We start from the raw sequence: 24,810 nt of genomic DNA on the forward strand, positions 1-24,810 counted from the left end.
CCCGGCTCATCAGGTCTTCATGGGCGTTGCCATGCCCGCATGCAGCGAGAAGTAGCGACGCGCCAGCGCGATCAGTTCGTTGGTGCTCATGTGCCCCACCGTCTCCCAGCCAACGATGTGCTGCGCCAGTTTGGGACGGTGCTTCTCGACGTAGTGGCGGAAGTCGGTTTGCGCTGTATGGGAGCCGGCAACCAGTACTTCGGCGACCCCCTTCATCGCATCGCACACCTCGCCGAAGAACTCGTGCTCGCTGCGCACGTTGCTGCCATGCTGCCGCGTGCAGTGGACATGCTCCCTGACCTGCTGCGCAAGAACCTGCGAAGCGTCGAACTGAAGGACTTGCGCTGCGTGGTGATCGACCCAGGCGACTGCATGAAAAAGCGACATTGAAGAACCCGTTGGAAAGAGGAAATGGAAGAGGCGGAAGAAAAGTCCGGCAGGCGCAAGGGCCCTACGCTTCGATGATCACTTTGAGCGCATGCGTCTCGGCGGCGCGCCCGAAGGTGTCGTAGGCATCCAGCACCTGGTCCAGCGTGAAGCGGTGCGTGATCAGCCGGGCCGGGTCCACCTTGTGGGACTGCACCGTCTTCAGCAGCATCGGCGTGGACACGGTGTCGACCAGCCGCGTGGTGATCGCGATGTTCTGCGACCACAGCCGCTCCAGGTGAAGCTCGGCCGGGTGCCCGTGAACGCCGATGTTCGCGATGGTGCCGCCGGGCGCCACGATGTCCTGGCACAGCACGAAGGTGGCCGGTATGCCGACCGCCTCGATCGACACGTCGACGCCGCGGCCGCCGGTCAGCGCGAGCACCGCCTCGGCCGCCTTGCCGTCGGTGCTGTTGATCGTGTGCGTCGCGCCGAAGCGGCGCGCAACCTCCAGCCGGCCGTCGTCCAGGTCGATCAGGATGATCTGCGACGGCGAATAGAACTGGGCCGTGAGCAGCGTGGCCAGTCCGATCGGCCCGGCGCCCACGATGGCCACCGTGCTGCCGGGCGCGACCTTGCCGTTGAGCACGCCGCACTCGAAACCGGTCGGCAGGATGTCGCTGAGCATCACCAGCGCCTCTTCGTCCGAGCCAGGCGGAACGGGATACAGGCCGGTGTCCGCATGCGGAATGCGCACGTACTCGGCCTGCGTGCCGTCGATGGTGTTGCCGAGAATCCAGCCACCGGTGGCGCAATGCGAATACATGCCGCGGCGGCAGTTCTCGCACTTGCCGCACGAAGAGATGCACGAGATCAGCACATGGTCGCCAGCCCTGAAGGCCGTGACGCCGGCGCCGACGCTCTCGATCACACCCACACCCTCGTGCCCGAGGATGCGGCCCGGCGTGCAGGTCGGCACATCGCCCTTGAGGATGTGCAGGTCGGTGCCGCAGATGGTCGTCTTGAGTATCTTGACGATGGCGTCGCCCGGCGCCTGGATCTCCGGCTTGGGATGGTCTTCGAGCGATTTGAGGCCGGGGCCCCTGTATACGAGTGCTTTCATGCCACCACGTTATGCGTCCCCGTTCGCGCGCCCCTTGAGATAGCGCAAGGAATGCCTGCGTCGCCGTGCAGATGCCTTGACGCGCCGCCACGCCGGAGGACACTGAATGCATGAACACCTTCAGCCCATCGGCTGCGATCGTCGGACTGGCCGTGGCGCTGGGCATCGGCATGATGGTCGGCATCGAACGCGAACGCCGGAAGGGCGACGGCGACCGGCGCGCGGCCGCGGGGCTGCGCACCTTCGCCGTCGTGGCGCTGGCGGGTGCTGTCGCGCAGATTCTTCCCGTCCCGGCGCTTGTTCCCATCGGGGGAGCGCTCGTCGCCACGCTGGCGGCTGTGTCGCACTGGAAGAGCCGCTCGCAAGATCCGGGCATGACCACCGAGATCGCCCTGTTCGCTACTTACCTGGTCGGCGTGCTGTGCATCATCGAGCCATCGCTTGGCGCGGCCTGCGGGACCGGCCTGGCACTGCTGCTGGCGGCGCGCCGCAGGCTGCATCGCTTTGCAACCGAGTTGCTCAGCGAGCAGGAACTGCACGACGGCATCCTGCTGGCGGCGCTCGCCCTCATCGCGCTGCCGCTCATTCCTTCCCGGCCCATCGAGATGCTCGGCGGCATCAATCCCCGGCCGCTGGCCTCCATGGTGCTGCTGATCATGGCGATACAGGCCGCGGGACAGGCAGCGGTGCGATGGCTCGGCGTGCGTGGCGGCCTGCTGGGCGCGGGCTTTGCATCAGGGTTCGTGTCGAGCACGGCCACCGTGGCCTCGTTCGGCAACCGTGCGCGCGAACAGCCACTGCACACCGGCCTGCTGGCCGGTGCTGCGGCCTTGTCTGCGGTGGCCACCTGGGTGCTTGCGCTGGCAATGACCACCGCCTTGTCGCCGCCGGCCGGGCTCGCGCTCTTGCCGGTGGCACTTGCCGGCGCGGCAGGCGCGGCGGCCGTGGGCCTGCTGCCGCTTCTGTCTTCCCGGCCATCAGCGGCGATCGAGGCGCCCGCCAGCACGCGCACCGCGCTGCGCCCGCGCGAAGCGTTCACCGTCGCGCTCGCACTGGCGCTGGTTGCGCTGCTGGTGGGCACGGCGCAGCGGCACTTCGGCGACACCGGCCTGCAGGTCGGCATCGCGCTCGCGGCGCTGGTCGACGCGCACGCGCCCGTGGCCTCGCTCGCCTCGCTGCACGCGGCCGGCACCTTGTCCGCGGATCAGTTCGTCCGCGGCGTGCTCGTGGCGGTCGGAACCAACACGCTCACACGCTGCATGGTGGCCCTGGCTGCCGGCGGCAGGGCTTATGCGCTGCGCGTGGCGGCGGCACTGGTGGCAAGCCTGGCCTGCGCATGCGCCGTCGCGGTCTGGCTCAAGGGGTGAGCCGCTTCATACGAACGCGAGCCCGGGCGCCGCCTGCGGGCCACGGTACAGCCTGAGCGCAGGGTCCTCGACCACGTACTCCTTCACCCCGCCCTCCGGCAGTCGCTTGCGTCGCGTGAAGGTCCAGGCGTAGGCCGGCTCGATGCTGTGGCTCGCGTTGTCCGAAAGGGCAAGGCTGATGGTGCCGGCAGGCGCAATCGACAGCAGGTGCGAGTTGCGCATGCCGAGATGCCCTCGCTGCGCCTTGATCCAGCGCAAGACGCCGGGCCCGGCGGACTTCTAGAGTTCTCCTCATTCACCACATCCGTTCCTGAAATGAACACGCTGCGCTCAATCCTCGTCCACCTGGATGGCACCGAACGTGCCGAGGTGCGGCTGCGGCTCGCGCACCGGCTCGCGGCCATGCACGAGTCGGCATTGACCGCGCTCTTCGCGGTGTCCCCGTCCGTGCTGGCGGTGCTACCGCTGATGGGTGGGATTCCGTCAATGCCGATGGCCGGAGAGGTCGATCCCGATCACCGCGCCCATGCCGCAGCCGTGTTCGAGCGCCTTCTGCAAGACCATGCCAACCGTAGCGACTGGCGCGAACTGCGCGGCGAACCCGTCGTCGAGAGCTTCATCCAGCGCGCGCTCACCTGCGACCTCATGGTGCTGGGGCAGCGCAACCCGCGGGACGTGGCCGGTTTCGATGTGCCCGGCGACTTTGTCGAGGCAGTCATGCTCGGCAGCGGCAAGCCTGCATTGATCGTTCCTTTTGCCGGCAGGGTGTCCCCGAAGCCGGAGAAGGTGTTGGTCGCCTGGCGTTCGACACGCGAGTCCGCCCACGCACTTACCACTGCCCTGCCCATGCTGCAGGCGGCGAAGGAGGTCCACCTGGAGGCCTGCGCAGACAGCGAAGACCCCGTGCCGCCGATGTCCCGGCTGCGGGATTACCTGCGCCTGCACGGCATTGGGCAGGTGCAGGAGCACCTGGCCCTGGAAGACAGCAGGCACGCCGGCCAAGCGCTGCTGTCGCTGGCGGGGAAGATCGGCGCCGGACTGATCGTCATGGGCGGCTATGGCCACAGCCGTGCGCGCGAACTCGTGCTCGGAGGCGCCACCCGCACGATGCTGGAGTCGGCCACGGTCCCGGTCTGGATGGCGCACTGAGCGGCGGCGCCCGCCAAAACCTCATCCGGCGGCTTTCCAGAGACGGACAAGGGCTTCGCGCGCTGGTCTCCTCCTTGTGCGCACGTGCCGCCTTCCGAGCCGCATTGGGCGGCGCGCTGCAGCGCCTCCTCGACGCGGCCGGGCAGCGCGATGTCGCGCTTGAGCCCCGTCACGAACTCAGCCGGTCCGGGCTCGTGCAACCGCCATTGCACGACTGCGCAGAGGCCGTCGGCGTCGCTGTTGCAGACATCGAATCGCCGGACCAGGCTCGGCCTCTGTCACCGTGCCTCAGCCCGGGATGCGCCAGGCCCCATCGGCCTGCCGGCATGCGCTGCCGCCGATGCTGTCGGACCGCCCGCCGACCGACACTTCCAGCTTGAAGTTGCGGCACCGGGCGCCGCGCTGGTCGAAGCTGCGCGTGGGCGTGAAAACGAAGCTGTCGCCCGTCTCGCGATTGCGCCAGACAGAGGACTCGCCGTTCGCCAGCGTTTCCAATGCACTCGCCGCGCGGCGGCGGTCGTTGTCGTCCATCGCCCTGGCCGCCACACTGCCGGGCGCCGTACCCGCGAGAGATCCGGTGAGCATGCTGCCGGCTGGTGTGCGCCCGGGAAAGCTGCCGCAGCCGGTCAGCGCCAGTGCAACGTACGAAGCGGAAATAACCGGTGCAAGCTTCATTCGCATCTCCTGGACGCTCGGCCGTTCAGGCGTAGGAACGCAGGCGCCGCGAAAAATCGGCCAGCGGCGCGATGCCGCTCGCCTCGGCGCGCTGGCACCAGTCCTGCAACTGCCGGGCGAGCTGCTCGCCGGTGGCCGTGGAACGGCTCCATAAGGCGGTCAGTTCCCCGCGCATCGCGTACATCGTAGCCAGCGCCTGCGATGCATTCAATGCCTGCAACACCTGCTGGTAACGCGACGGGCCGAGCAGGCCCTGGTCCTTGCCCAGCAATGGTTTCACCGCCTTGAGGGCGCGTGCGGCTTCCGGCGACATGCGACGCAGCCGGTCGAGTTCCGCGACGCAGGCCTTCTTCAGCGAGCGCGTGTAGTTCGACAGCACGTCGTAATGGCAGCGGATGACTGCCTGCACCGTGGCGAGATCGACATTCGCCTTGGGCGCAACGAGGCGCGGCGTCGGCGCCACGTGCTTCACCGTCGCGAGCCCCAGGGCCTGCAACGTGCGGATGTAGAGCCAGCCGATGTCGAACTCGAACCACTTGCTGGAGAGCTTGGCCGAGCTGGGAAAGGCGTGATGGTTGTTGTGCAGCTCTTCCCCGCCGATCAGGATGCCGATCGGAAAGATGTTCGTGCTGGCGTCACGGGCGGGCCAGTTGCGGTAACCCCAGTAGTGGCCAATGCCGTTGACCACGCCGGCCGCCCAGAATGGAATCCACGCGATCTGCGTGAGCAGTATCAGGCTGCCCGGCACGACGCCGAAGAGCACCATATCCACGATACCCATCAGCACGATGCCGAGGATCTTGTGCTTCGAGTAGAGATTGCGCTCCAGCCAGTCGTCGGGCGTGCCGTGGCCGTAGCGCTCGAGGGTTTCCGCATGCCCCGCTTCACGCACGTAGAGGAACACGCCGCCCCAGAGCACCCTGTTGAGCCCGTACACCTGCGGGCTGTGCGGGTCTTCGGGTGTTTCGCACTTGGCGTGGTGCTTGCGGTGCACTGCGGCCCACTGCTTGGTCACCATGCCGGTGGTCAACCATAACCAGAAGCGGAAGAAATGGCTCACCGCCGGGTGCAGGTCGAGCGCGCGATGCGCCTGGTGGCGGTGCAGGAAGATGGTCACCGAAGCGATGGTGACGTGCGTGAGCACCAGCGCGACCAGCACAGCGCCCCACCAGGGAAGATCGAGAGCGCCGGAATAAAGCAGGGTTTGCATTCGTACCTCGTGAATAGTGCGGACGATTCTGCGGACTGCACTGGCTCCGGGCTTTGATGCAGGTCAACACGCCAGCCTCTGGCCATTCACCTGCGAGATCACTCGCCGGGTCTTGCCGCTGCGCCCGCAATGCGCACTTTCGCCGCCATGGCAATGGGATATGGATGCCTCTGCCGCGGCCAATGCCCCGTGGAGGGTGCGCAAGGCGTCGTTCACCACAGCCCGTCGGGACGGTGAGGCCTCGACGGCTACCGGCGGCGTGTGCGAAATACCGTCCGTGTCCGAACGCCGGAACGCCTGCATCGGCGCCATGGCCAGAGCCGGCCAGTCCTCGGCCCGCATGACGGCATCCGTCTCGGCGCGGGTCAGTGCGATGCCGTCCTGCAGGATGCGCGATCCGATCGTCTCGAACATTTCGAGCGAGTGCAGCCAGATGCCGTACTGCGCCTTGCACAGCGCCAGCGGAAAAGTGAAGCCGGAGTTCATGGTGTGTCCTCTTGCCCGACGGGGCGTTCACACGAATGCTGACGCCGCACCGCCCTGCCCGGCTTGCGCGGGATCAAGGCAACACAAAGCCACGCCTCCTGTATCGGTTGTTACCGGTTTGAGCGACATCAACCCTGCGCACGCTCGCATGCCCATACTGGAATGTCCGTCCACCCAGAAAGCAGCTCGACATGCCCTTCTCCCCCGCACCGGCAATTCCGGACGACGACTTCGCGCTGCTCGATGCCTGGTGGCGCGCCGCCAACTACCTCTCGGCGGGCCAGATCTACCTGATGGACAACCCCCTGCTGCGCGAGAAGCTCTCGCTCTCGCACATCAAGCCGCGCCTGCTGGGGCATTGGGGAACGACGCCGGGCCTGAACTTCATCTATGCGCACATGAACCGCGCCATCAATGCGCGGGACCTCGATGCCATCTTCATCGCGGGCCCGGGCCACGGCGGGCCGGGCGTGGTCGCCAACACTTACCTCGAAGGGACCTACAGCGAGGTGTATCCCGCCATCGGGCAGGATGCCGAGGGCCTGCAGCGCCTGTTCACTCAGTTCTCGTTCCCGGGCGGCATTCCGAGCCACGTCGCGCCCGAGACGCCGGGCTCCATCCACGAGGGCGGCGAGCTGGGCTATTCGCTGCTGCACGCCTACGGCGCGGTGTTCGACAACCCTTCGCTGCTGGCCTGCTGCGTGATCGGCGACGGCGAGGCCGAGACCGGTGCGCTGGCGGCGAGCTGGCACTCCAACAAGTTCCTGAACCCGCAGCGCGACGGAGCGGTACTGCCGATCCTGCATCTGAACGGCTACAAGATCGCCGGCCCCACCGTGCTGGCGCGCATCGGCGAGGAAGAACTGACGCAGTTGCTGCGTGGCTACGGGCACGAGCCGTACTTCGTCGTGGGCGACGAGCCGGCCGGGATGCACAGGCAGATGGCGGCCGTGCTCGATACAGCGCTGGACAGCATTCGCGCCATCCAGGCCAGCGCCCGCAAGGACGGTTTTCACACGAGGCCGCGCTGGCCCATGATCGTGCTGCGATCTCCCAAGGGCTGGACCGGACCGCGCCAGGTTGACGGCCTGCAGGTCGAAGGCACCTTCCGCGCGCACCAGGTGCCGCTCACCGACTTTGCAGCCAAGCCCGGCCACGTCGAACTGCTCGAACAGTGGCTGCGCAGCTACCGGCCCGAGGAGCTGTTCGATGCGCGCGGCGCCCTGCGCCCCGAAATCGCGGCTCTCGCACCCGTGGGCCTTCGCCGCATGAGTGCCAATCCGCACGCCAACGGCGGACTGCTGTTGAAGGATCTGACGATGCCGCCCTTCCGCGCACACGCCGTGCCGGTGGCTGCGCCGGGCGCGGTCGATGCAGAGGCCACGCGCGTCGTGGGCAACTTTCTGCGCGAAGTCATGCGCGCCAATGCGCAAGATCGCAACTTCAGGGTGATGGGGCCTGACGAAACCGCGTCGAACCGGCTCGGCGCCCTGTTCGAGGTGACCGAACGTACAACGACCGCCCGGATATGGCCGGGCGACGACCACCTTTCGCCCGATGGCCGCGTGATGGAAGTGCTGAGCGAACACCTTTGCCAAGGCTGGCTCGAAGGCTACCTTCTGACCGGGCGGCACGGCTTCTTCTCGTGCTACGAGGCCTTCATCCACATCATCGACTCGATGTTCAACCAGCATGCCAAGTGGCTGAAGGTCGCGCGCGGCATCGGCTGGCGGCGGCCGATAGCGTCGCTGAACTACCTGCTCACGAGCCACGTCTGGCGGCAGGACCACAACGGCTTCAGCCACCAGGACCCGGGCTTTCTCGATCACGTGGTCAACAAGAAGGCCGAGGTCGTGCGCGTGTACCTGCCGCCGGACGCCAACACCCTGCTCTCGGTGACCGACCATTGCCTGCGCAGCCGCGACTACGTGAACGTCATCGTGGCGGGCAAGCAGCCCGCGCCCCAATGGCTGGACATCGATGCCGCGACGCGCCACTGCACCGCGGGCCTGGGCATCTGGGAATGGGCGAGCAACGACGAAGGCGGCACACCCGACGTGGTGATGGCCTGCGCCGGCGACGTGCCCACGCTGGAGACGATGGCAGCCGTCGACCTGCTGCGCGAAAAGGTGCCGGAGTTGAAGGTGCGGGTGGTGAACGTGGTCGACCTGATGGCGCTGCAGTCGCCTGCCGCGCACCCGCACGGCCTTTCCGATGCCGACTTCGACACCATCTTCACCACCGACAGGCCGGTGATCTTCGCGTTCCACGGCTACCCGGCGCTGATTCACCGGCTGATCTACAAGCGGCAAAACCACCCCGGCTTCCACGTCCACGGCTATTGCGAGGAAGGCACCACCACCACGCCATTCGACATGACGGTGCTCAACCGGCTGGACCGCTTTCATCTCGCCGCCGATGCCATCGCACGCGTGCCGCGCCTGTGCGACAGCACGGGGCATGTGCAGCAGCATCTGCGCGACAGGCTCCTGGAGCACCGGGCCTACATCACCCGCCACGGCCGGGACATGCCGGAGGTCGAGAACTGGCGCTGGACGCGATAGCCGGCGGCAGGGCTGCAAGCGGCGCCGCTGGCCAGGCGTGCGTGCTACGCTCATGCCGATCCAGGATGTTTACAACATTCGCGCCTTATTTCCTTGCCCACGCATGAAACCTGCCTCCCACATCGCGGTGCTCGACGACGAGGTTGACATCACCCTGCTGCTGGCCAACTACCTGCAGGGCCACGGTTTCCGTGTCACCCAGGTCCACAACGGCCGGGCCCTCATGACGCTGATGGACACCGACCCCGCAGACCTCGTGCTGCTTGACCTCGGTCTGCCCGGCGAAGACGGCTTCACCATTGCGCGCCGCGTGCGCGAAAGCTGGCGCTGCGGCCTCGTCATCGTCACGGGCCGGGGCGATGCGGTGGACAAGGTGGTGGGCCTCGAGGTGGGCGCCGACGACTACGTCACCAAGCCTTTCGACCTGCGCGAGTTGGTGGCGCGCGTGAAGGCGGTGCTGCGGCGGCTGACGCCCGAGGCGCCTGCAGCCGCGCCAACCGCAGCGGTTTCTCCCGACAAGCTGCTCTTCGCCGGCTGGCAGCTCGACACCGCCGCGCGCAGCCTCAGGAATCCGCAAGGCGAGCAAGTGCCCCTGACCGGCGGCGAGTTCGACCTGCTGCAGGCCTTTGCCCGCCATCCCGGCCGCGTGCTGTCGCGCGACTTCCTGCTCGGGCAGACACGCGGTCGCGAAGCCGCCCCCTTCGATCGCACGATCGATGTGCAGGTCGGCCGGCTGCGCAAGAAGATAGAGGCAGATGCGGACGATCCGCAGCTCATCAAGTCGGTGCGAGGCGCGGGCTACATCCTGGTGCCGTCGGTTTCCCATGGCTGACGCCGCGGACAACCCGCCCTTCCTGCCCGACGCGCCCATCCAGGGCTTGCCGTCGGGCATCGACGAAGGCAGCGTGTTCCGCCTGCTCTTCATCGCCTACCCCGATTCGCTGCTGCTGGTGGACCAGTCCGGCAGCATCATGCTCGCCAACCCTTCGGCAGCCGCGCTGCTGGGCTATGCGGTGAGCGAGCTGGTGGGCCTGAATGTCGACGTGCTGGTGCCCGACAGCATCCGCCCGCGCCATGCCTCGTACCGCGAGGCCTATGGCCGCGCGCCCCGCCCCCGTCCGATGGGCACGCACATGGAGCTGGTGGCCAAGCGCAAGGACGGCAGCGAGGTCATGGTCGAGATTGCGCTCAGCCCGCTGCAGAGCCACGGGCTGCCCTTCGTCGTGGCCGCCATCCGCGACATCGGCGCCTACCCGCGCGTGAAGCAGGCGCTGCAGCGCGCGCGCTACAGCGAACACCTGGCCCAGCTGGGGCGCCTGGCGGTCGACACGCGCGACCTGCAGGTGGTGCTCCAGCACGTGCCGGAAATCATCACCACGGCCTTGCAGGTCGAGGTTGCAATGGTATGGCTGCTCGACGGCAACCGCCTCGAGTTCCGGGTGGCCAGCGGCGTCGGTCTGGTCGCCGGCGAGGAGATAGGGGCGCGCATCGCCAACCGCCCCGACACCCCGCCGGGCTTCGTGTTCTCCCAGGGCCGGCCGGTCGTGGTGCCGGACTACCGCAGGGAAGACCGGTTTTCCGTGCCCAAGGCCTACCTCGACTCTGGCCTGGTCAGCGCGCTCGCGGTGCCGCTGACCGACCTGGGGCGCGTGATCGGCATGTTGTCGGTGCGCTCGAAGGAATCCAAGCGCTTCGGCGACGAGGAAGTCCGTTTTCTCGAATCGCTGTCCAGCCTGCTTGCCACCAGCCTGCAGCGCGTGCAGACAGAGGAGGCGCTCAACCATGCCCAGCGGCTCGAAAGCGTCGGCCAGCTCACGGGCGGCATCGCGCATGACTTCAACAACCTGCTGACCGTGATCCAGGGCAACCTCCAGGTTCTGGAAGAGTTGCCTGCCCTCGCGCAAAACGGCTACGTGCAACAGTTGCTGGGCGCTGCCAACCGGGCTTCGCGACGCGGGGCCGAACTCACCGGCAAGCTGCTGGCGTTTTCCCGGCGGCAGGTGCTGCAGCCGGTCGCCATCGATTCGCACGCGCTGCTGCACTCGCTGGCGGACATGCTGCGACGCACGCTGGACCAGCGCATCCGCATCGAGATCGACACCGCCCCCGGCTGCCCGCCCGTGATGGCGGACCCGGGCCAGCTGGAATCGGCGCTGCTCAACATCGCGATCAATGCACGCGACGCCATGCCTGAAGGAGGCACGCTGCGCTTTTGCACCGAACTGTGCCGCGCCTTGCCGATGGCGCTGCGCAGCCAGCGCAACGACCCTCGCGGCGATGCATCGGCGCGTTTCGTCGCGATCTCCATCGCCGACAGCGGCACGGGCATGTCCGAGGAGGTGAAGGAGCACGCCTTCGAGCCCTTCTTCACCACCAAGGAGGTCGGCCGCGGCACGGGCCTGGGGCTGAGCACGGTGTACGGCTTCGTCCACCAGTCCCGGGGCGCGGTCGCGATCGACAGCAAGATCGGCCACGGCACCACGGTCACGCTCTATCTGCCGCAACAGGAGGAAGTCCGCCCGCCCGCCGCGATGGAAGAACCCGCCGGCGAGGCCATTCCATCCGGCCTGCGCGTGATGCTGGTCGAGGACGATGTGGAAGTGCGCAAGGTCGCGAACACCTTCCTGACCACGCTGGGCTGCAAGGTCTTCACCGCCGCCACGGCCGAGCAGGCGTTGTCGGCGCTGGACGCGGGCGCCGGGCCCTTCGACCTGCTGCTGAGCGACATCGCGCTGGGCGCCGGCATGCGCGGCACGCGCCTGGCCTCGGAGATTCAGCAGCGCTTTCCGCAAATGGCCGTGCTGCTGATGTCAGGCTTTTCGTCGGAACTGCTCGATGCCGACCGTGAGGTGCCGCAAAGCTGGGAATTGCTGCCCAAGCCTTACACGCGCTCTGAACTGGCGCAAGCCATGGCGAAGGTGCTTGCCGGCGGCGCTTGAACGGGCGGGCGGCCGGCCGGCTTGCTGGATTGATTACTGGAGCATCGCGGGCGCGGGCGACAGGCAGCGCTGCACGAAGGCGGACAGCGCGCGCACGTCGGGAATCTGCACGTCGCGGCGCCCCTTGGTGGCAAAGCCGATGACGTTGTCGCGCGCCAGCCGCGAGAGCGCCCGGCTCACGCTCTCGAGCGTCATGCCCAAGTAGTTGCCGATCTCGGCGCGCGTCATGCGCAGCGTGATCTCGTCGGTGCGCATGCCGCGCTCGGCCAGCGTCTCCGCCCAGTAGCGCAGGAAGTCGGCCACGCGGGCATCGGCCGGCAGTGTGCAGACGGACATCAGCGAATCCCGGTCGTGCGCGATCTCGCGGCTCATGGCGGCGTGCAGCACCTGCAGCAGTATCGGGTGGCTGGCGCAGGCGGCCAGCAGGGCCTCGTACGACACGACCCAGATCTCGCCCGTGTCCATGGCCACGGCATCGCACGAATAGCGCCCGCCGGCGATGCCGTCGAAGCCGAGCCAGTCGCCACGGAACTTCAGGCCCACCACCTGCTCGCGCCCGTCGGCCGAGAGATTCACGATCTTGAAGAAGCCCGAATTCAGGATGTAGAGATTGCCGAAGCGCTCGCCCGCCTGGTAGATCGTGTCGCCCGTGTGCACCACGCGGCGCTGGGGGGTGAGTTGCTCGCACAGCAGCTTCAGCGTATCGGCGGTGTTCCGACCCTCGCACTCCCGGCCGATGCTCGGCAATGCCAGGCCGGCCGGGACCGGTGTGGTCTTCGAGGGAGTGACGGTATTGAGCATCTGGATTCCTTGGTGGTCTGTCGCGTGTCGATGGATGGATGCTAGGAAGCCTTCGGCAACGCAATGACAACGGCTGGAGTCGGTGGGTAACGCTCGGAGAATGCAATGTGTCCGGCGTGTATCAACGGCATGGGACGTGCCGCAAATCACATATGTGCACCCCCGTGCTTTGACTTGCATCAAGTCCGGGCCCATCGGGGTCCTTAGCCTTGGCAGGCCACATATCGACCATTTCCATGCCCCTCTCCCACAAGACTTGTGCCCCCGAGGCCGCGCCGCAGCTCTCGCCGCTGGAGGTGACGAGCCTGCTGTGCCGCGCGCAGCTGCTCCAGCGTGCCGCACTGGACGGGAGCACCCCGAGGCTGCTGCGCGGCAAGAATCTGGGGCTTCTGTGCGAAATGCCGTCCGACGAGGCACAGGCGCTTTTTCGCAGCGCTGCCGAGGAAATGGGCGCGCACGTGGCGGTCATGCGCCCGGGCCTGTCGCTCGCGAGCGCACAGCAGGAAGTGCAGAACACAGCCCGCATGCTCGGCCGTCTCTACGAAGCCGTGGAATGCCAGGGCCTGGACCCCGAACTCGTGCAGCGCATCGGCCAGTACGCCGGGATCCCCGTCTTCGACGGCGCTGCCACGAAAGCCCATCCAACCGGGCACCTTGCCGAGTTGCTCGGCGACAGGACCCCGCTGGCCGACAACCGGCGCTTCGTGCTCCAGGCCCTGCTGCTGGACGCCATCGCCTGAGCCGCCTGGCGCCCGCCGCGCGCACTTGATCCAGCGCAATGCGGCCGGGCCTCCCGGTTCCTACAGTGAACTCCACGGTCGCAAACGGTTTTCACGCGACGACCGCTCCTCCATTCACTCACTGCAAGGAATCTCCCATGAAGACCGATACCCAATTGCGCAACGACATCCAGGCCGAGTTGAACTGGGCACCCGACGTCAAGACCTCCGACATCGGGGTGATCGTCAAGGACGGCGTGGTCACCCTCACCGGCCACCTGGCCAGCTACGCCGAGAAATACGCCGTCGAGCGCGCTGTGCAGCGCGTGCATGGCGTCAAGGCGCTGGCCATCGAACTGAGCGTGAAGCTGCCTTTCGACAACCAGCGCACCGATGCCGACATCGCCATGGCGGCCGAACGCGCGCTCGAGTGGAACGTGCTCGTGCCCGACGACAAGATCCGCCCCATGGTGGAAAAAGGCTGGCTCACGCTGAACGGCGAAGTCGAGTGGGACTATCAGCGCAGCGCCGCCGAAAGCGCGGTATGCAACCTGATGGGCGTGACCGGCGTGTCGAACCTCGTGAAAGTCAAGCCGAAGGTGAGCCCCGCCGATATCGAGAAGAAGATTCACGACGCGCTTTCGCGCCAGGCCGACCGCGAAGCCCGCCAGCTTGCCATCACGGTCAGCGGCTCACAGGTCACGCTGCGCGGCACGGTCCATTCCTGGACCGAGCGCGACGCGGTGCAGGGCGCCGCATGGGCCACCCCGGGCGTTACGGTGGTGGTGAACGATCTGCTCGTGGACGCCTGAGCATGCGCGTCGCGCTCGTCACCGGCGGCAGCAGCGGCATCCTGTCGGCCATTCCGGCCGGCCGCCTGGCCACGCCGGGGGAGATCGCGCGCGGCGCGGCGTCCCTCGGCGCCGACGAGTCCGCGTTCGTCAACGGCATCACACTGTCGATCAACGGCGGCAAGTACATGGCCTGAGGCGGCAACGCCCGGGCGTTTTTTTCAGCGAGACCTGCCATGCATGCCATCTCCGGGACACAAGCCACTCTCGATCCCTGCGTACGGAGCGAGCCGACCATGTGCGCCATGGTGCTGAACGCAGCGCTGCTGCCGCTCGAACTGGAGCAACGCAACATCCCAAAGCCTGGGCCCGGCGAGCTTCGCCTTCGCGTTCTGGCCTGCGCGGTCTGCCGTACTGACCTGCACATCGTCGATGGCGAGTTGCCGCTGCCCGTGCTGCCGATCGTGCCGGGTCACGAGATCGTGGGCGTGGTGGAAGAGACCGGCTCCGGGGGAACAGACTATCGCGTGGGTGACCTCGTCGGCGTGCCCTGGTTGGGCCACACCTGCGACTGCTGTGCCTTCTGCGCGGAGGGCCGCGAGAACCTCTGCGACACGCCGCGCTTCACCGGCTACCACCGCGATGGCGGCTTCGCGAGCCATGTGATTGCCGAGGCCGCGTTCTGCCTTCCACTGGCCATGCCCAAAGCCGATGCCGCCCGCATTGCCCCCCTGCTCTGCGCGGGCCTGATCGGCTGGCGCAGCCTGAAGGCAGCCGGCGAAGGCGTGCGCCGGCTGGGCATCTTCGGTTTCGGCGCCGCGGCGCACCTGGTAGCGCAAGCGGCCATTGCGCAGGGTCGCGAGGTCTTCGCATTCACCCGGCCCGCGGACCTTGCGACGCAGGCCTTCGCCCGCAGCCTCGGCGCCGTGTGGGCTGGCGGCTCGAACGAGCGGCCGCCCGAGCCGCTGAACGCGGCCATCATCTTCGCGCCCGTCGGCGAGCTGGTGCCGGCCGCGCTGCGTGTCGTGCGCAAGGGCGGCCGGGTTGTGTGCGGCGGCATCCACATGAGCGACATCCCGGCCTTCCCGTACCGGCTGCTGTGGGAGGAACGCAGCGTTGTCTCGGTGGCGAACCTCACGCGCGCCGATGCGAAGGAGTTCCTGGCATTCGCGCAGGCGCATCCGCTACAGGTGCACACCAGAACCTATCCGCTCGCGCAGGCCAACGAAGCGCTGGCCGATCTGCGCGCGGGCCGCATCGAGGGCGCCGCGGTGCTGGTGCCCTGAACGGGAGCCCGCGCGCCGGGCGCTTCAGAGCTCCCGCGATTCGCGGTAGTCGGGCACCGTGCACGGCCAGCCGTGGCGCTCCTCGATGGCCAGCCGCAATGCATCGGCAGCCACCGGCTCTCCGTGGGTCACGAACACCCGGCGCGGCGCGCGCTGTGCATCGAGCCAGGCGAGCAGCTCGTCGCGGTCGGCATGGGCCGACAGGGTCTCGAGGTTCGCGACCTCCGCGCGTACCGGCACGTAGGCGCCGTGGATCTTGATCGCGTCGGCGCCGGCCACCATGGCCGCGCCGCGCGTGCCGGCGGCCTGGAAGCCTGCGAAAAGGATGGTGTTCCTGGCGTCGGGTGCGTAGGCCTTCAGGTGGTGCAGCACGCGCCCGCCGGTGGCCATGCCGCTGGCCGACACGATGATCGAAGGAAGGCCCAGGGTGTTCAACCGCCGGGACTCCTCGATCGTGTTGACGATAGTGGTTTTCCCCTGCATGGCGGCGCATTGTTCGGCGCTCAAGCGGTGTTCGTCCAGGTGCTTGCCATAGATGCGCGTGGCATCCGCCGCCATCGGGCTGTTGAGGTATACCGGCATGTCGGGAATGCGCCGCGCCTGCTTGAGCAGCTGGATGCAATGCAGCAGCGTCTGCGCGCGTCCGACGGCAAAGGCCGGAATCACCACGATGCCTCCGCGCGCGGCCGTGCGGTTGATCACGCCCGCCAGTTCGGCCAGCGTGTCCGACGCCGGATGCCTGCGATTGCCATAGGTCGACTCCACCACCACGTAGTCTGCCGGTTCGGCGACTTCGGGCGGGCGCATCAGCAGGTCCTGGCTGCGTCCCAGGTCGCCCGAGAACAGGATGCTCGAGCCTTCCCAGCCGACGCGCAGGCTGCCGGCGCCCAGGATGTGGCCCGCCCTGTGCAGTTGCCAGGTCCAGCCGGGCCAAGGGGAGCACTCCTGGCCGAACGGGACGACCTCGAAGCGCTTGAGGGCCGCGCGCGCGTCCTGCTCGATGTAAAGCGGCAAGGCGGGCTTGTGCTTCGAATGGCCGTGACGGTTGGCGAAGTCGGCGTCTTCCTCCTGCAGGCGGCCCGAGTCGGGCAGCAGCAGTTCGCAAAGCTCACGGGTGGCCGAGGTGCAATACACCCGGCCCTTGAAGCCGAGCTGCACCAGCCGCGGCACGAAGCCGCTGTGGTCCATGTGCGCGTGCGTCAGCAGCACGGCATCGATCGCGGCTGCGTCGACCGGCAGCGCTTCCCAGTTGCGAAGGCGCAGCTGCTTCAGCCCCTGGAAGAGGCCGCAATCGACAAGCAGCCGCCGGCCTTCGTGCGTCAGCAGGTACTTCGAGCCGGTGACGGTGCCCGTGCCGCCGAGAAAGTCGATGCGCATGGTGTGCCTCAGTGCGACATGAGCACGGGCAAGGTCATCCACTGGAGCATGGACAGCGTGGCGCCGCCCATCACCCATTCGCGCGCCCGGCTGTGGCCATAGCAGCCCATTACCAGCATGTCCGAACTCAGATCCGCGGCAAAGGACAGCAGCTTGTTGCCGACGTCGTCGTCGTTGTCGCCGCCGGGATGCAGCGTGATGTTCTGGACGCCTTGCGTCCGCAGGTAGTCCTGCAGGCGCTGCAGCGAAGCCTCGGCGTCTTCGCCGTAGGCCACGACATGCACCCGGGCCGCCTTTCGCAGCCATGGCAGCGCGGCGGTCACGGCGCGCGCGGACTCGGGGGTTTCCTTCCACGCCACCAGTACGTTGCGGCCGATGGAGCCAACCGGTCCCGCATACGGCAGCACCAGTGCCGGCCGGCCGCTCTGCACCAGCACGCTGGGCAGGAAATCGCCGGGCAGTTCGCCGTCCATCGGATCGTTCCGGTCGCGCTGACCGAGGATCATCAGGTCGGCATAGAGCGCGCGCCGCGCGAAGCCCCAGGGTCCATCGCTCTCCGGCTCGGCCCAGTGCAGGCGCTGCGAACCTGCGCTGTGCTCGATGAAGGCGGCGTGCATCCTGTCGCGCGCGTCCTTGTCGATCTCCTGCATGATCGCGACCGCCTCCGCCGCGGCCTCGATGGCGTACGGGTAGCGCATGAGTGCGGAAAGGGTGCACGGCCGGGCGGTCACTTCGGCATCGAAAGTCTCCGCGAGCTGGCGCGCCAGCTTGATGCGCTCCACCGCACGGGCCGAGCCGTCAAGGTGAAGCAGGATGGATTTCGGGGTCTGCATGAGGGCTCCTTGGACTGACGGGCTTTGGATGGGACGACCTTAGACCTGCTCGAATCGCACAGCCTTGCGCTGAATCAATCGCCCGCGAACTAACTTCCACGCGACAGCGCCGATGCTTGATCGAGCGCAAGACCGGGCCGGCACGCATGCCTAGCCTCGCACGGCCGCAAGGGCATCAAGCGGCCGCTGCTTGGCAGCGAGACGCAGCAATGCGTCATGCGATTTTGGCCGCCGCAGCTCAACGCGTCTGAAGGAACTCTCCGATCCCTTGGCGACAAGAGGCGCTAGGCCTTTTTTGCCCAGGCGCTGCACCAGCCCTTTGCGCTCACGGGCTTCCCCGGAAACAACGCGCAATTGCCAGTGGCATCTGTCGGCTTGGACTGCCAGAGTGCGCAGCCGTTGCACAGCTGGGCGTTGTCGTGCTTCGGAAACCTCTTCGCGTCGGCCTTCGCTGAATCGGCAACATATCCCAGGGCCGCGGCCTGTGGGTCTTTTTCGTCGAGTCGGGCTTCTGCGAACACGCCGGTGGCAGAGACGGCTGCCCCCGTTGCGGCCAGCGTGAGCATGAAAGTTCGGCGGCTGGAGGATTTCATCGTGAGTCTTTCGTGGTGTGTGAAGTGGGTGTCGAGCCGTCCTGCGCGGGACTGCGCTCGTTCAAACCCGCGAGCACGAGAACGCTTGTGGCCAGAAGCGTGGCGACGCAGAACCCCAGAAATTGCAGGGTTCCGTTCAATGTAATGTTCATGGGACGACCTCGTGATGGGCGAGTGGGATTGCCTGCGGTCATTCTCGAGCGAGCGGCTGCAAGCGGCCTTGCGCAGGATCAATCCCGGAGCGGTTACCCAGCATGTTCATCAGTCCTTGTTCGCGATGCGCGGATCAGGAACGCGCGCATTGCATCGAAGCTTGCGCTGGCGCAAGGTGTTCTTCTTCTCGATCGGCAAGATCGCGTCATCCCCAAGAAGGACACAAGACATGAACGCACCCCCCATGTGCCGTTGCGCCTTCCGACCTATGCACCGCCGGAAACTCTCGCCTCCCTCCGTTTTCCAGAAAGGATTGCCATGAACCCGGACATTCAGCTCAGACACGATGTCTTCGCCCAGCTCAACTGGGATCCGGCCGTCAACGCCTGCGATGTCGACGTGCGCGTGACCAATGGCGTGGTGACCCTGGTTGGCAGGGTGGCCGACGAGGCCCAGCGGGCAGCCGCGGAACGCGCCGCACGCCGCACTGAGGGCCTGACGACACTGCTGAACGGACTTACCGTCCGGCCTGCAGCGGTGATCGCGCGGTGATCGCGGCCACCGGCCGGGGGCTGCTGCGCTGCATCAAGCCGCGGCCCCGCCAGTGGCTTTAGCCTTGTGCCGCCCCCACGGTGCTTCATCGCTTTCCCGAGGAATATTCCATGCCCCCTTTCAACCAGGCCTACATCGTCGGCAGCGGTATCGGCGCGCTGAGTGCGGCCGTGCTGCTGATACGCGACGCAGGCATGCATGGTTCACGCATCCGCATCCTCGAGGAATCGCCGTTGCCCGGCGGCGCACTCGACGGCGCGGGCAACGCGAGCCAAGGCTACGTGACGCGCGGCGGCCGCATGTTCACGGACGAGACTTACACCTGCCTGTGGAACGTGCTGGACAGCATCCCCTCGCTGGACACGCCTTCGCGCACGGTGCACGAGGAGGTCCGCGCCTTCAACCAGCAACTGCTTTCGCATGCGCGTGCGCGGCTGATCGACCGACACCACCGCATCATCGATGCCAGCGACCTCGGCTTCGACCTGCAGGACCGGCTGGAGCTGATGCGCCTGCTGGCCACGCCGGAACGCGCGCTGGGTGCAAAGCCCATCGAGGAATACTTCTCGCCGCACTTTCTCGACACCAACTTCTGGGCCATGTGGCGCACCACCTTCGCATTCCAGAACTGGCACAGCGCGGTCGAGCTCAGGCGCTACATGCTGCGCTTCCTTCAGGAGCTGCCGCGCATCCACACCCTGGGTGGCGTTCGCCGCACCACGCTCAACCAGTACGACACCATCGTGCGACCCATGGTGAAGTGGCTGCTGGCGCACGGTGTGCTTTTCGAGTTCGGCACGCGCGTGGTCGATGTGGACTTCGCCGACGCCAGCAGCGGCCTGCGGCTTCAGACGCTGCACGCCCTTCGCGACGGCCGCCCGCTGTCCTACCACCTGGGGCCGGACGACTGCGCCCTTCTCACGCTCGGCTCCATGACAGCCGATTCGCGCAACGGCAACGACCACCAAGCGCCCGAACTCGTGCGCGACCAGCGCGATGGCGCCTGGACGCTCTGGAAGAACATGGCCCGCAAGGCACCCGGCCTCGGCCGGCCCGAAACTTTTTGCGGCCACGTCGACGAGAGCAAGTGGGCATCGTTCACGCTGACCATGAGCAGCCCGCTTCTGCTGCAGCGCATCCAGGCCTTCTCGGGCAACGAGCCCGGCACCGGCGGCCTCATGACCTTCAAGGACTCCAGCTGGCTGATGTCGATCGTGGTTCCGCATTCGCCGCACTTCGACGAACAGCCAGACGGGGTGTATACGCTCTGGGGCTACGGCCTGCTGCAGGAAACCCAGGGCAACTTCATCGACCGGACGATGGCACAGGCGACCGGACAGGACATACTGACCGAGCTCATGCATCACCTGGGCTTCGAGGACATCCTCGAAGAGGTGCGGCAAACCACCACCGTGGTGCCCGTGATGATGCCGTACATCACCAGCGAATTCGAATGCCGGTCCCTGTCGGACCGACCGCCCGTCCGTCCGCCCGGCGCCAGCAACTTCGCCCTGCTCGGCCAGTACGTGGAGATCCCGGAGGATGTGGTCTTCACGGTTGAGTATTCGGTGCGTGGCGCCATGCATGGCGTCTACGGGCTCATGGACGTGAAGAAGGAGGTGCCGCCCATCTACCACGGCATCGCCGATGCGAAGGTCGCGCTGGCCAGTCTGCGCACGCTGATGGGCTGAGCGCGCAGCAGGCTCGCCTCGACCTTGCTCAGCCGCACCAGGCCGCTACCTGCCGTGTGATGTCCGACCACAGCGCCTGCAGCGCCACCGCCGAAAGCAGCACTCCGGCCAGGCGCGCACCCCAGGTGCCACGGCCATTCCAGCGCAACCGCCGCCACAGCCAGGGCGCCAGCAGCAACGACAAGCCACTACCGGCCGCGAACGATGCCATCGCGCCGGCGCCCTGCAACGGGTCGCTGCCAAGGCTGGCCAGCATCAGCGCCGAATACAACAGCCCGCACGGCATGGCGAACCACAGTGCGCCCGTCGCCAGCACGCCCAGCGGGGTGCTGGCGGCCAGTGGCCGCAGCCGCGCCTCGAGCAGGCGGCCCGTGCGTCGCGCCCACAGTGGCTGTCGTCCCGTGACCGCCAACGTCGCTCCCCAGGCGAACACGAACACATGCAACAACACCCACAGCGGTTTCAACGCCGCGATATGGGTGCCCGCCAGGGCCAGGCTGTCGACGCTCGCCGCGGCGACCGCGCCCGCAGCGGCATAGCCGGCAATGCGCCCCAAATGAAACGCGGCAGGTGCCGACGATGCCAATGCGCCGCCGCCGGCCCTGGCCGGCACGATGCGGATCACAGCCGCAGACGCCGCACCGCACATGGCCACGCAGTGTGGGCCTCCGGCCAGGCCCATCAGCAGCGCAGCGCCGGCGAGTGCGGTCTGCATGGTCAGACCACGCGCGAAAAGCGCTCGCGATGGGCGCCGCAGTACTTGTCGAACACCATGGCGACGGCGCGCACGAGGAACCAGCCCCGCGGCGTCACCTTGATGTCGTGGTCGGTCAGGCGCACCAGCCCCTGTGCGACCAGCGGCCCGAGCGCGGCGAATTCGGCCGCGAAGCAATGGCGGAAATCGACCGTGTGTGCCTCGCCCATGGCGTCGAAGTCGACATGGCCGCGGCACATCAGCGCCATGATCACGTCGCGCCGAAGCAAGTCGTCGCGCGACAATGCCAGCCCCCGCACCACCGGCAGGCGGTGTTGATCAAGCAGGTCGTAGTAGTTCTCCAGCGTCTTGGCGTTCTGGCTGTAGGTGGCGCCCATGCGGCCGATGGCGGATACGCCCAGTGCGACCAGATCGCCATCCGGCTGGGTGCTGTAGCCCTGGAAATCTCGGTGCAACCGGCCGTTGCGCTTGGCTACGGCCAGCGGGTCGCCGGGCAACGCGAAGTGGTCCATGCCGATGTACACATAGCCCGCATCCCTCAGCACCTCGATGGCGCGCGCCAGCATCCGCACCCGGATGGGAGCGTCGGGCAGGTCTTCGGCCAGGATGCGTCGTTGCGGCTTGAAGCGCTCCGGCAGGTGCGCGTAGGCATATAGCGCGATGCGGTCCGGCCGCAACATGCACAGCTGCGCCAGCGTGCGCTCGAACGATGCGTCGTTCTGACGCGGCAGCCCGTAGATCAGGTCCACGTTGACCGACTCGAAACCCAACGCCCGCGCGTCGGCCATCAGCGCGAACACTTGCTCGGCAGGCTGGACGCGGTGCACCGCACGCTGCACGTCGGGGTCGAAATCCTGCACACCGAAGCTCAGGCGGTTGAATCCGAGCGACGCCAGGTGCGCCAGGCGGCCGGTGTCGACCGTGCGCGGATCGATTTCGATGGACTGCTCGCCGTCGGGCGCGAAGTCGAAGACGCCGCGCAGCATGGCCATGAGCCCGGTCAGTTCTGCGTCGTCGAGGAAGGTGGGCGAGCCACCGCCGAGGTGTAGCTGGCTCACGACCGTGCCCGGCCCGAGCTGCGCGGCCTGCAGCGCAGCCTCGCACGCGAGGTAGTCCAGGTAATGCCGCGCCTTCTCGTGATGCCGCGTGATGACCTTGTTGCAGGCGCAGTAGTAGCACAGCGATTCGCAAAACGGGATGTGCACGTACATCGACAGCGGTGCAGCCTGCGCGCCATCCGCGCGCCGCCGGCGCACGGCGCGCGCGTGGTCTTCGGCGCCGAAGGCCTCGACGAAGCGGTCGGCCGTGGGATAGGAGGTATAGCGCGGTCCGGGCACGTCGAACTGACGCAGCAGCTCGGCCGGCAACGAGGGCATGATGGGGTCGACGGTGGTGGAAATCATCTTGAACGCCAAGTCACAGGTCATGCCGGAGGGGGGCGCCACCGGTGGGCGGAGCCAGCAATGCGGTGCATGCACTCGACGCCGCCGCCATCAGCCAGAACACGAAGAACGAGGCCGTATAGATGCCCTGGCGCGACATGTGCAGCACATCGGCACCGCAATACACGCTGAGCGGATCGACCATCGCGAAGACCAGGACCTCCATGCCGCAGGCAACGAGGAAGGACGGCCACAGCACGGCCATGACCTGGCGCTGTGCGTTCATGGCGCCCTCTTTCTCGCTGGCGACGGCAGGTCGCTTGCCGGCGTGGCCGCATGGTTGCGCGCGGCGAGCGCGGGCATCGAGTCCTTGCCGGCCAGTGTCCGGTTGATCTCGATGCCCTCGCGATAGTAGTCCTCGGACACAAGGGCGTCGGGCCGGTGCCACGCGACCCAGAAGGTCGCGACGCTCGCGACCACCACCAGCGCGGGTCCGCCGATCACCATCCACACCAGCGGGTACCGCCACCACGCGGCGGCGACCGGTTCGTTCGTTGTTGCAATCATGTCGATACCTTTCAGCGCGGCACCAGGAAGACCGCTTTTTCGGAGACCTGCGCGCCGCCACCTTCTTCTCGTACGTCGAAGTACACGGTGTGCGAGCCCGAGGGCGTCACGCCGTAGGGCAACTGCAGGCGCACCGCCACCCAGCGCGACTGGGCGGCGTCCACCGTCACCGCCGGCTCGGACGCCACGGCCACTCCATCGAGACCGCGCGCGGAAATCGCATAGCGGCGCTGTTGCTCGGTGGCATTCATGATCTGCAGCCGATAGACGTTTTCCAGCCGACCTCCCTCGACGATGCGCGCCAGCGAAGCGCGGTCGCGCACCACGTCGACCTTGAACGGCGTGCGTGCGACCAGGCTGGCCAGAAGGCCGGACACCAGCACCGCGAGGATGGCCGTGTAGGCCAGCACGCGCGCCCGCAGCACGCGGCGCAGCAGCTGCGGGCGCGTCCAGCGGCCCTCCATGCCGTTCTGCGTGTCGTAGCGGATGAGGCGCGGCGGATACGCCATCTTTTGCATCACCGTATCGCAGGCATCCACGCACAGGCCGCAGCCGATGCACTCGTACTGCAGCCCCTGGCGGATGTCGATGCCGGTCGGGCAGACCTGCACGCACAGGCCGCAGTCGATGCAGTCGCCCAGCGCCAGCGTGCGCGGGTCGGGCCCCTTGCGGCGAGGCGCGCGCGGCTCGCCGCGCAGCGGGTCATAGGTGACGATGAGCGTGTCGCGGTCGAACATGGCGCTCTGGAAGCGCGCATAGGGGCACATGTACTTGCACACCTGCTCGCGCATGAAGCCGGCGTTGCCATAGGTCGCGAAGCCGTAGAAAAACACCCAGAACACCTCCCATGATCCCATCTGCGTCTGCAGGAAGGCCATGCCAAGTTCGCGAATGGGCGTGAAGTAGCCCACGAAGGTGAAGCCGGTCCACATCGCGATGCCGATCCACACGATGTGCTTGAACCATTTCTTCACCAGCTTCTCGAGCGACATCGGCTCGGCGTCCAGCCGCATGCGTGCGGTGCGGTTTCCCTCTATCCGGTGTTCCACCCACATGAATATCTCGGTGTAGACGGTTTGCGGACAGGCATAGCCGCACCACAGCCGCCCCGCCACGGCGGTGAACAGGAAGAGCGAGAGCGCGCTGATGACCAGCAGGCCCGAGAGGTAGATCAGGTCCTGCGGGTACAGCACCAGCCCGAAGACGTAGAAGCGCCGCGCGGCCAGGTCGAAGAGCACCATCTGGCGCTCGCCCCACTGCACCCATGGCAGGCCGTAGAAGACAAGCTGCGTGAGGAAGACCACGGCCCAGCGCCAGCGCGCGAACATGCCGTGCACGCTGCGGGGGTAGATTTTCTTCGAGGCCTCGTAGAGACCGACGCCTTCGCCGGGCCCTCCGGACTCGCCGGCTTCGTTGGCCACGGCGACGATGGGAATGATCTTGCGAGACATGAGGCAGCGGCTGCGGTGCC

25 protein-coding genes and 1 pseudogene are annotated in these 24,810 nt (G+C 67.3%); 11 read left to right on the forward strand and 15 right to left on the reverse strand.

Features of this window, described 5'->3' with window-relative positions; all coding sequences use genetic code 11:
* Window positions 1-9: 9 nt before the first annotated feature.
* Both AC1DFC_RS08480 and AC1DFC_RS08485 read right to left on the reverse strand, forming a co-directional pair.
* Window positions 10-387, reverse strand: a complete 378-nt coding sequence (locus tag AC1DFC_RS08480) for a hypothetical protein (RefSeq protein ID WP_413334495.1) — start codon at window positions 385-387, stop codon at window positions 10-12.
* Window positions 388-451: 64 nt separating this feature from the next.
* Window positions 452-1,489 carry a zinc-dependent alcohol dehydrogenase family protein gene (locus tag AC1DFC_RS08485; RefSeq protein ID WP_478178967.1) on the reverse strand — a complete coding sequence of 346 codons (1,038 nt, stop codon included), beginning with the start codon at window positions 1,487-1,489 and terminating at the stop codon, window positions 452-454.
* 110 nt (window positions 1,490-1,599) lie between these two features.
* Here AC1DFC_RS08485 and AC1DFC_RS08490 point away from each other — a divergent pair, with 110 nt between their 5' ends.
* A complete protein-coding gene (locus tag AC1DFC_RS08490) occupies window positions 1,600-2,856 on the forward strand; it encodes an MgtC/SapB family protein (protein ID WP_478178968.1) in 1,257 nt (418 codons plus the stop codon).
* 42 nt (window positions 2,857-2,898) lie between these two features.
* Here AC1DFC_RS08490 and AC1DFC_RS08495 read toward each other — a convergent pair.
* A pseudogene (locus AC1DFC_RS08495) lies at window positions 2,899-3,081 on the reverse strand (hypothetical protein); the annotation flags it as partial.
* A gap of 90 nt (window positions 3,082-3,171) precedes the next feature.
* On the opposite strand from AC1DFC_RS08495, the gene AC1DFC_RS08500 reads away from it, so the two are divergent.
* Window positions 3,172-4,005 (forward strand): universal stress protein, encoded by an 834-nt coding sequence (locus AC1DFC_RS08500; RefSeq protein ID WP_478178969.1) that lies wholly within the window; start codon window positions 3,172-3,174, stop codon window positions 4,003-4,005.
* A gap of 288 nt (window positions 4,006-4,293) precedes the next feature.
* On the opposite strand, the gene AC1DFC_RS08505 is transcribed toward AC1DFC_RS08500, so the two are convergent.
* From AC1DFC_RS08505 to AC1DFC_RS08515, 3 genes are all read right to left on the reverse strand, one after another.
* The gene (locus tag AC1DFC_RS08505; RefSeq protein ID WP_007827752.1) at window positions 4,294-4,680 is read right to left on the reverse strand and encodes an RT0821/Lpp0805 family surface protein; all 387 of its coding nucleotides are present in this window, start codon (window positions 4,678-4,680) and stop codon (window positions 4,294-4,296) included.
* A 25-nt stretch (window positions 4,681-4,705) separates the two neighbouring features.
* Window positions 4,706-5,890 (reverse strand): DesA family fatty acid desaturase, encoded by a 1,185-nt coding sequence (locus AC1DFC_RS08510; protein WP_007827753.1) that lies wholly within the window; start codon window positions 5,888-5,890, stop codon window positions 4,706-4,708.
* 63 nt (window positions 5,891-5,953) lie between these two features.
* A complete protein-coding gene (locus tag AC1DFC_RS08515; RefSeq protein ID WP_413334505.1) occupies window positions 5,954-6,376 on the reverse strand; it encodes a hypothetical protein in 423 nt (140 codons plus the stop codon).
* Window positions 6,377-6,567: 191 nt separating this feature from the next.
* Between AC1DFC_RS08515 and AC1DFC_RS08520 the strand changes: the two genes are divergently transcribed.
* The 3 genes from AC1DFC_RS08520 (at window position 6,568) to AC1DFC_RS08530 (ending at window position 11,879) form a co-directional block, all read left to right on the forward strand.
* Window positions 6,568-8,940, forward strand: a complete 2,373-nt coding sequence (locus tag AC1DFC_RS08520; protein ID WP_478178970.1) for a phosphoketolase family protein — start codon at window positions 6,568-6,570, stop codon at window positions 8,938-8,940.
* A gap of 103 nt (window positions 8,941-9,043) precedes the next feature.
* Entirely contained in the window at window positions 9,044-9,772 is a 729-nt protein-coding gene (locus AC1DFC_RS08525; protein WP_007831983.1) for a response regulator, read from the forward strand.
* Window positions 9,765-11,879, forward strand: coding sequence for a PAS domain S-box protein (locus AC1DFC_RS08530; RefSeq protein ID WP_007831984.1), 2,115 nt, complete (start codon window positions 9,765-9,767; stop codon window positions 11,877-11,879). Before AC1DFC_RS08525 ends, AC1DFC_RS08530 begins: the two co-directional genes overlap by 8 nt.
* A 33-nt stretch (window positions 11,880-11,912) precedes the next feature.
* Here AC1DFC_RS08530 and AC1DFC_RS08535 read toward each other — a convergent pair whose 3' ends face one another.
* The gene (locus AC1DFC_RS08535; RefSeq protein WP_413334511.1) at window positions 11,913-12,680 is read right to left on the reverse strand and encodes a Crp/Fnr family transcriptional regulator; all 768 of its coding nucleotides are present in this window, start codon (window positions 12,678-12,680) and stop codon (window positions 11,913-11,915) included.
* Window positions 12,681-12,916: 236 nt separating this feature from the next.
* Between AC1DFC_RS08535 and AC1DFC_RS08540 the strand changes: the two genes are divergently transcribed.
* The 4 genes from AC1DFC_RS08540 (at window position 12,917) to AC1DFC_RS08555 (ending at window position 15,476) form a co-directional block, all read left to right on the forward strand.
* The gene (locus AC1DFC_RS08540; RefSeq protein ID WP_478178971.1) at window positions 12,917-13,420 is read left to right on the forward strand and encodes a Rossmann-fold NAD(P)-binding domain-containing protein; all 504 of its coding nucleotides are present in this window, start codon (window positions 12,917-12,919) and stop codon (window positions 13,418-13,420) included.
* Between the two features lie 137 nt (window positions 13,421-13,557).
* Window positions 13,558-14,211 carry a BON domain-containing protein gene (locus tag AC1DFC_RS08545; protein WP_478178972.1) on the forward strand — a complete coding sequence of 218 codons (654 nt, stop codon included), beginning with the start codon at window positions 13,558-13,560 and terminating at the stop codon, window positions 14,209-14,211.
* A gap of 2 nt (window positions 14,212-14,213) precedes the next feature.
* Window positions 14,214-14,387 carry a hypothetical protein gene (locus tag AC1DFC_RS08550; RefSeq protein WP_413311904.1) on the forward strand — a complete coding sequence of 58 codons (174 nt, stop codon included), beginning with the start codon at window positions 14,214-14,216 and terminating at the stop codon, window positions 14,385-14,387.
* Between the two features lie 99 nt (window positions 14,388-14,486).
* Window positions 14,487-15,476 carry a zinc-dependent alcohol dehydrogenase family protein gene (locus AC1DFC_RS08555; protein WP_478179124.1) on the forward strand — a complete coding sequence of 330 codons (990 nt, stop codon included), beginning with the start codon at window positions 14,487-14,489 and terminating at the stop codon, window positions 15,474-15,476.
* A gap of 24 nt (window positions 15,477-15,500) precedes the next feature.
* Here the strand turns inward: AC1DFC_RS08555 and AC1DFC_RS08560 are convergent, their stop codons facing one another.
* The 3 genes from AC1DFC_RS08560 to AC1DFC_RS08570 all read right to left on the reverse strand — a co-directional run bounded on the left by AC1DFC_RS08560 (window position 15,501) and on the right by AC1DFC_RS08570 (window position 18,279).
* Window positions 15,501-16,853: an MBL fold metallo-hydrolase RNA specificity domain-containing protein gene (locus tag AC1DFC_RS08560; RefSeq protein WP_478178973.1), complete on the reverse strand. Its 1,353-nt coding sequence runs from the start codon at window positions 16,851-16,853 to the stop codon at window positions 15,501-15,503.
* An 8-nt stretch (window positions 16,854-16,861) separates the two neighbouring features.
* Window positions 16,862-17,686: a universal stress protein gene (locus tag AC1DFC_RS08565; RefSeq protein ID WP_478178974.1), complete on the reverse strand. Its 825-nt coding sequence runs from the start codon at window positions 17,684-17,686 to the stop codon at window positions 16,862-16,864.
* 284 nt (window positions 17,687-17,970) lie between these two features.
* The gene (locus AC1DFC_RS08570; RefSeq protein ID WP_478178975.1) at window positions 17,971-18,279 is read right to left on the reverse strand and encodes a high-potential iron-sulfur protein; all 309 of its coding nucleotides are present in this window, start codon (window positions 18,277-18,279) and stop codon (window positions 17,971-17,973) included.
* Window positions 18,280-18,750: 471 nt separating this feature from the next.
* Here AC1DFC_RS08570 and AC1DFC_RS08575 point away from each other — a divergent pair, with 471 nt between their 5' ends.
* On the forward strand, window positions 18,751-18,984 hold the full coding sequence (locus AC1DFC_RS08575) for a BON domain-containing protein (protein WP_007832005.1): 234 nt from the start codon (window positions 18,751-18,753) through the stop codon (window positions 18,982-18,984).
* A gap of 110 nt (window positions 18,985-19,094) precedes the next feature.
* Complete coding sequence (locus tag AC1DFC_RS08580; RefSeq protein WP_413334518.1) at window positions 19,095-20,675, forward strand: oleate hydratase; 1,581 nt, start codon at window positions 19,095-19,097, stop codon at window positions 20,673-20,675.
* A 28-nt stretch (window positions 20,676-20,703) separates the two neighbouring features.
* Here AC1DFC_RS08580 and AC1DFC_RS08585 read toward each other — a convergent pair whose 3' ends face one another.
* Genes AC1DFC_RS08585 through ccoG form a run of 5 tightly spaced genes read right to left on the reverse strand, consistent with a single transcriptional unit; the run spans window position 20,704 to window position 24,790 of the window.
* The gene (locus AC1DFC_RS08585) at window positions 20,704-21,390 is read right to left on the reverse strand and encodes a sulfite exporter TauE/SafE family protein (protein ID WP_478178976.1); all 687 of its coding nucleotides are present in this window, start codon (window positions 21,388-21,390) and stop codon (window positions 20,704-20,706) included.
* 2 nt (window positions 21,391-21,392) lie between these two features.
* Window positions 21,393-22,766 (reverse strand): oxygen-independent coproporphyrinogen III oxidase, encoded by a 1,374-nt coding sequence (gene hemN / locus AC1DFC_RS08590; protein WP_042673209.1) that lies wholly within the window; start codon window positions 22,764-22,766, stop codon window positions 21,393-21,395.
* A gap of 40 nt (window positions 22,767-22,806) precedes the next feature.
* Window positions 22,807-23,058 carry a hypothetical protein gene (locus tag AC1DFC_RS08595; protein WP_007832032.1) on the reverse strand — a complete coding sequence of 84 codons (252 nt, stop codon included), beginning with the start codon at window positions 23,056-23,058 and terminating at the stop codon, window positions 22,807-22,809.
* Window positions 23,055-23,339: a FixH family protein gene (locus AC1DFC_RS08600; protein WP_413311885.1), complete on the reverse strand. Its 285-nt coding sequence runs from the start codon at window positions 23,337-23,339 to the stop codon at window positions 23,055-23,057. Before AC1DFC_RS08600 ends, AC1DFC_RS08595 begins: the two co-directional genes overlap by 4 nt.
* An 11-nt stretch (window positions 23,340-23,350) precedes the next feature.
* Entirely contained in the window at window positions 23,351-24,790 is a 1,440-nt protein-coding gene (gene ccoG / locus AC1DFC_RS08605) for a cytochrome c oxidase accessory protein CcoG (protein WP_007832036.1), read from the reverse strand.
* Window positions 24,791-24,810: the final 20 nt, after the last annotated feature.

It is taken from the genome of Variovorax sp. 10L421 (genome assembly GCF_056395365.1).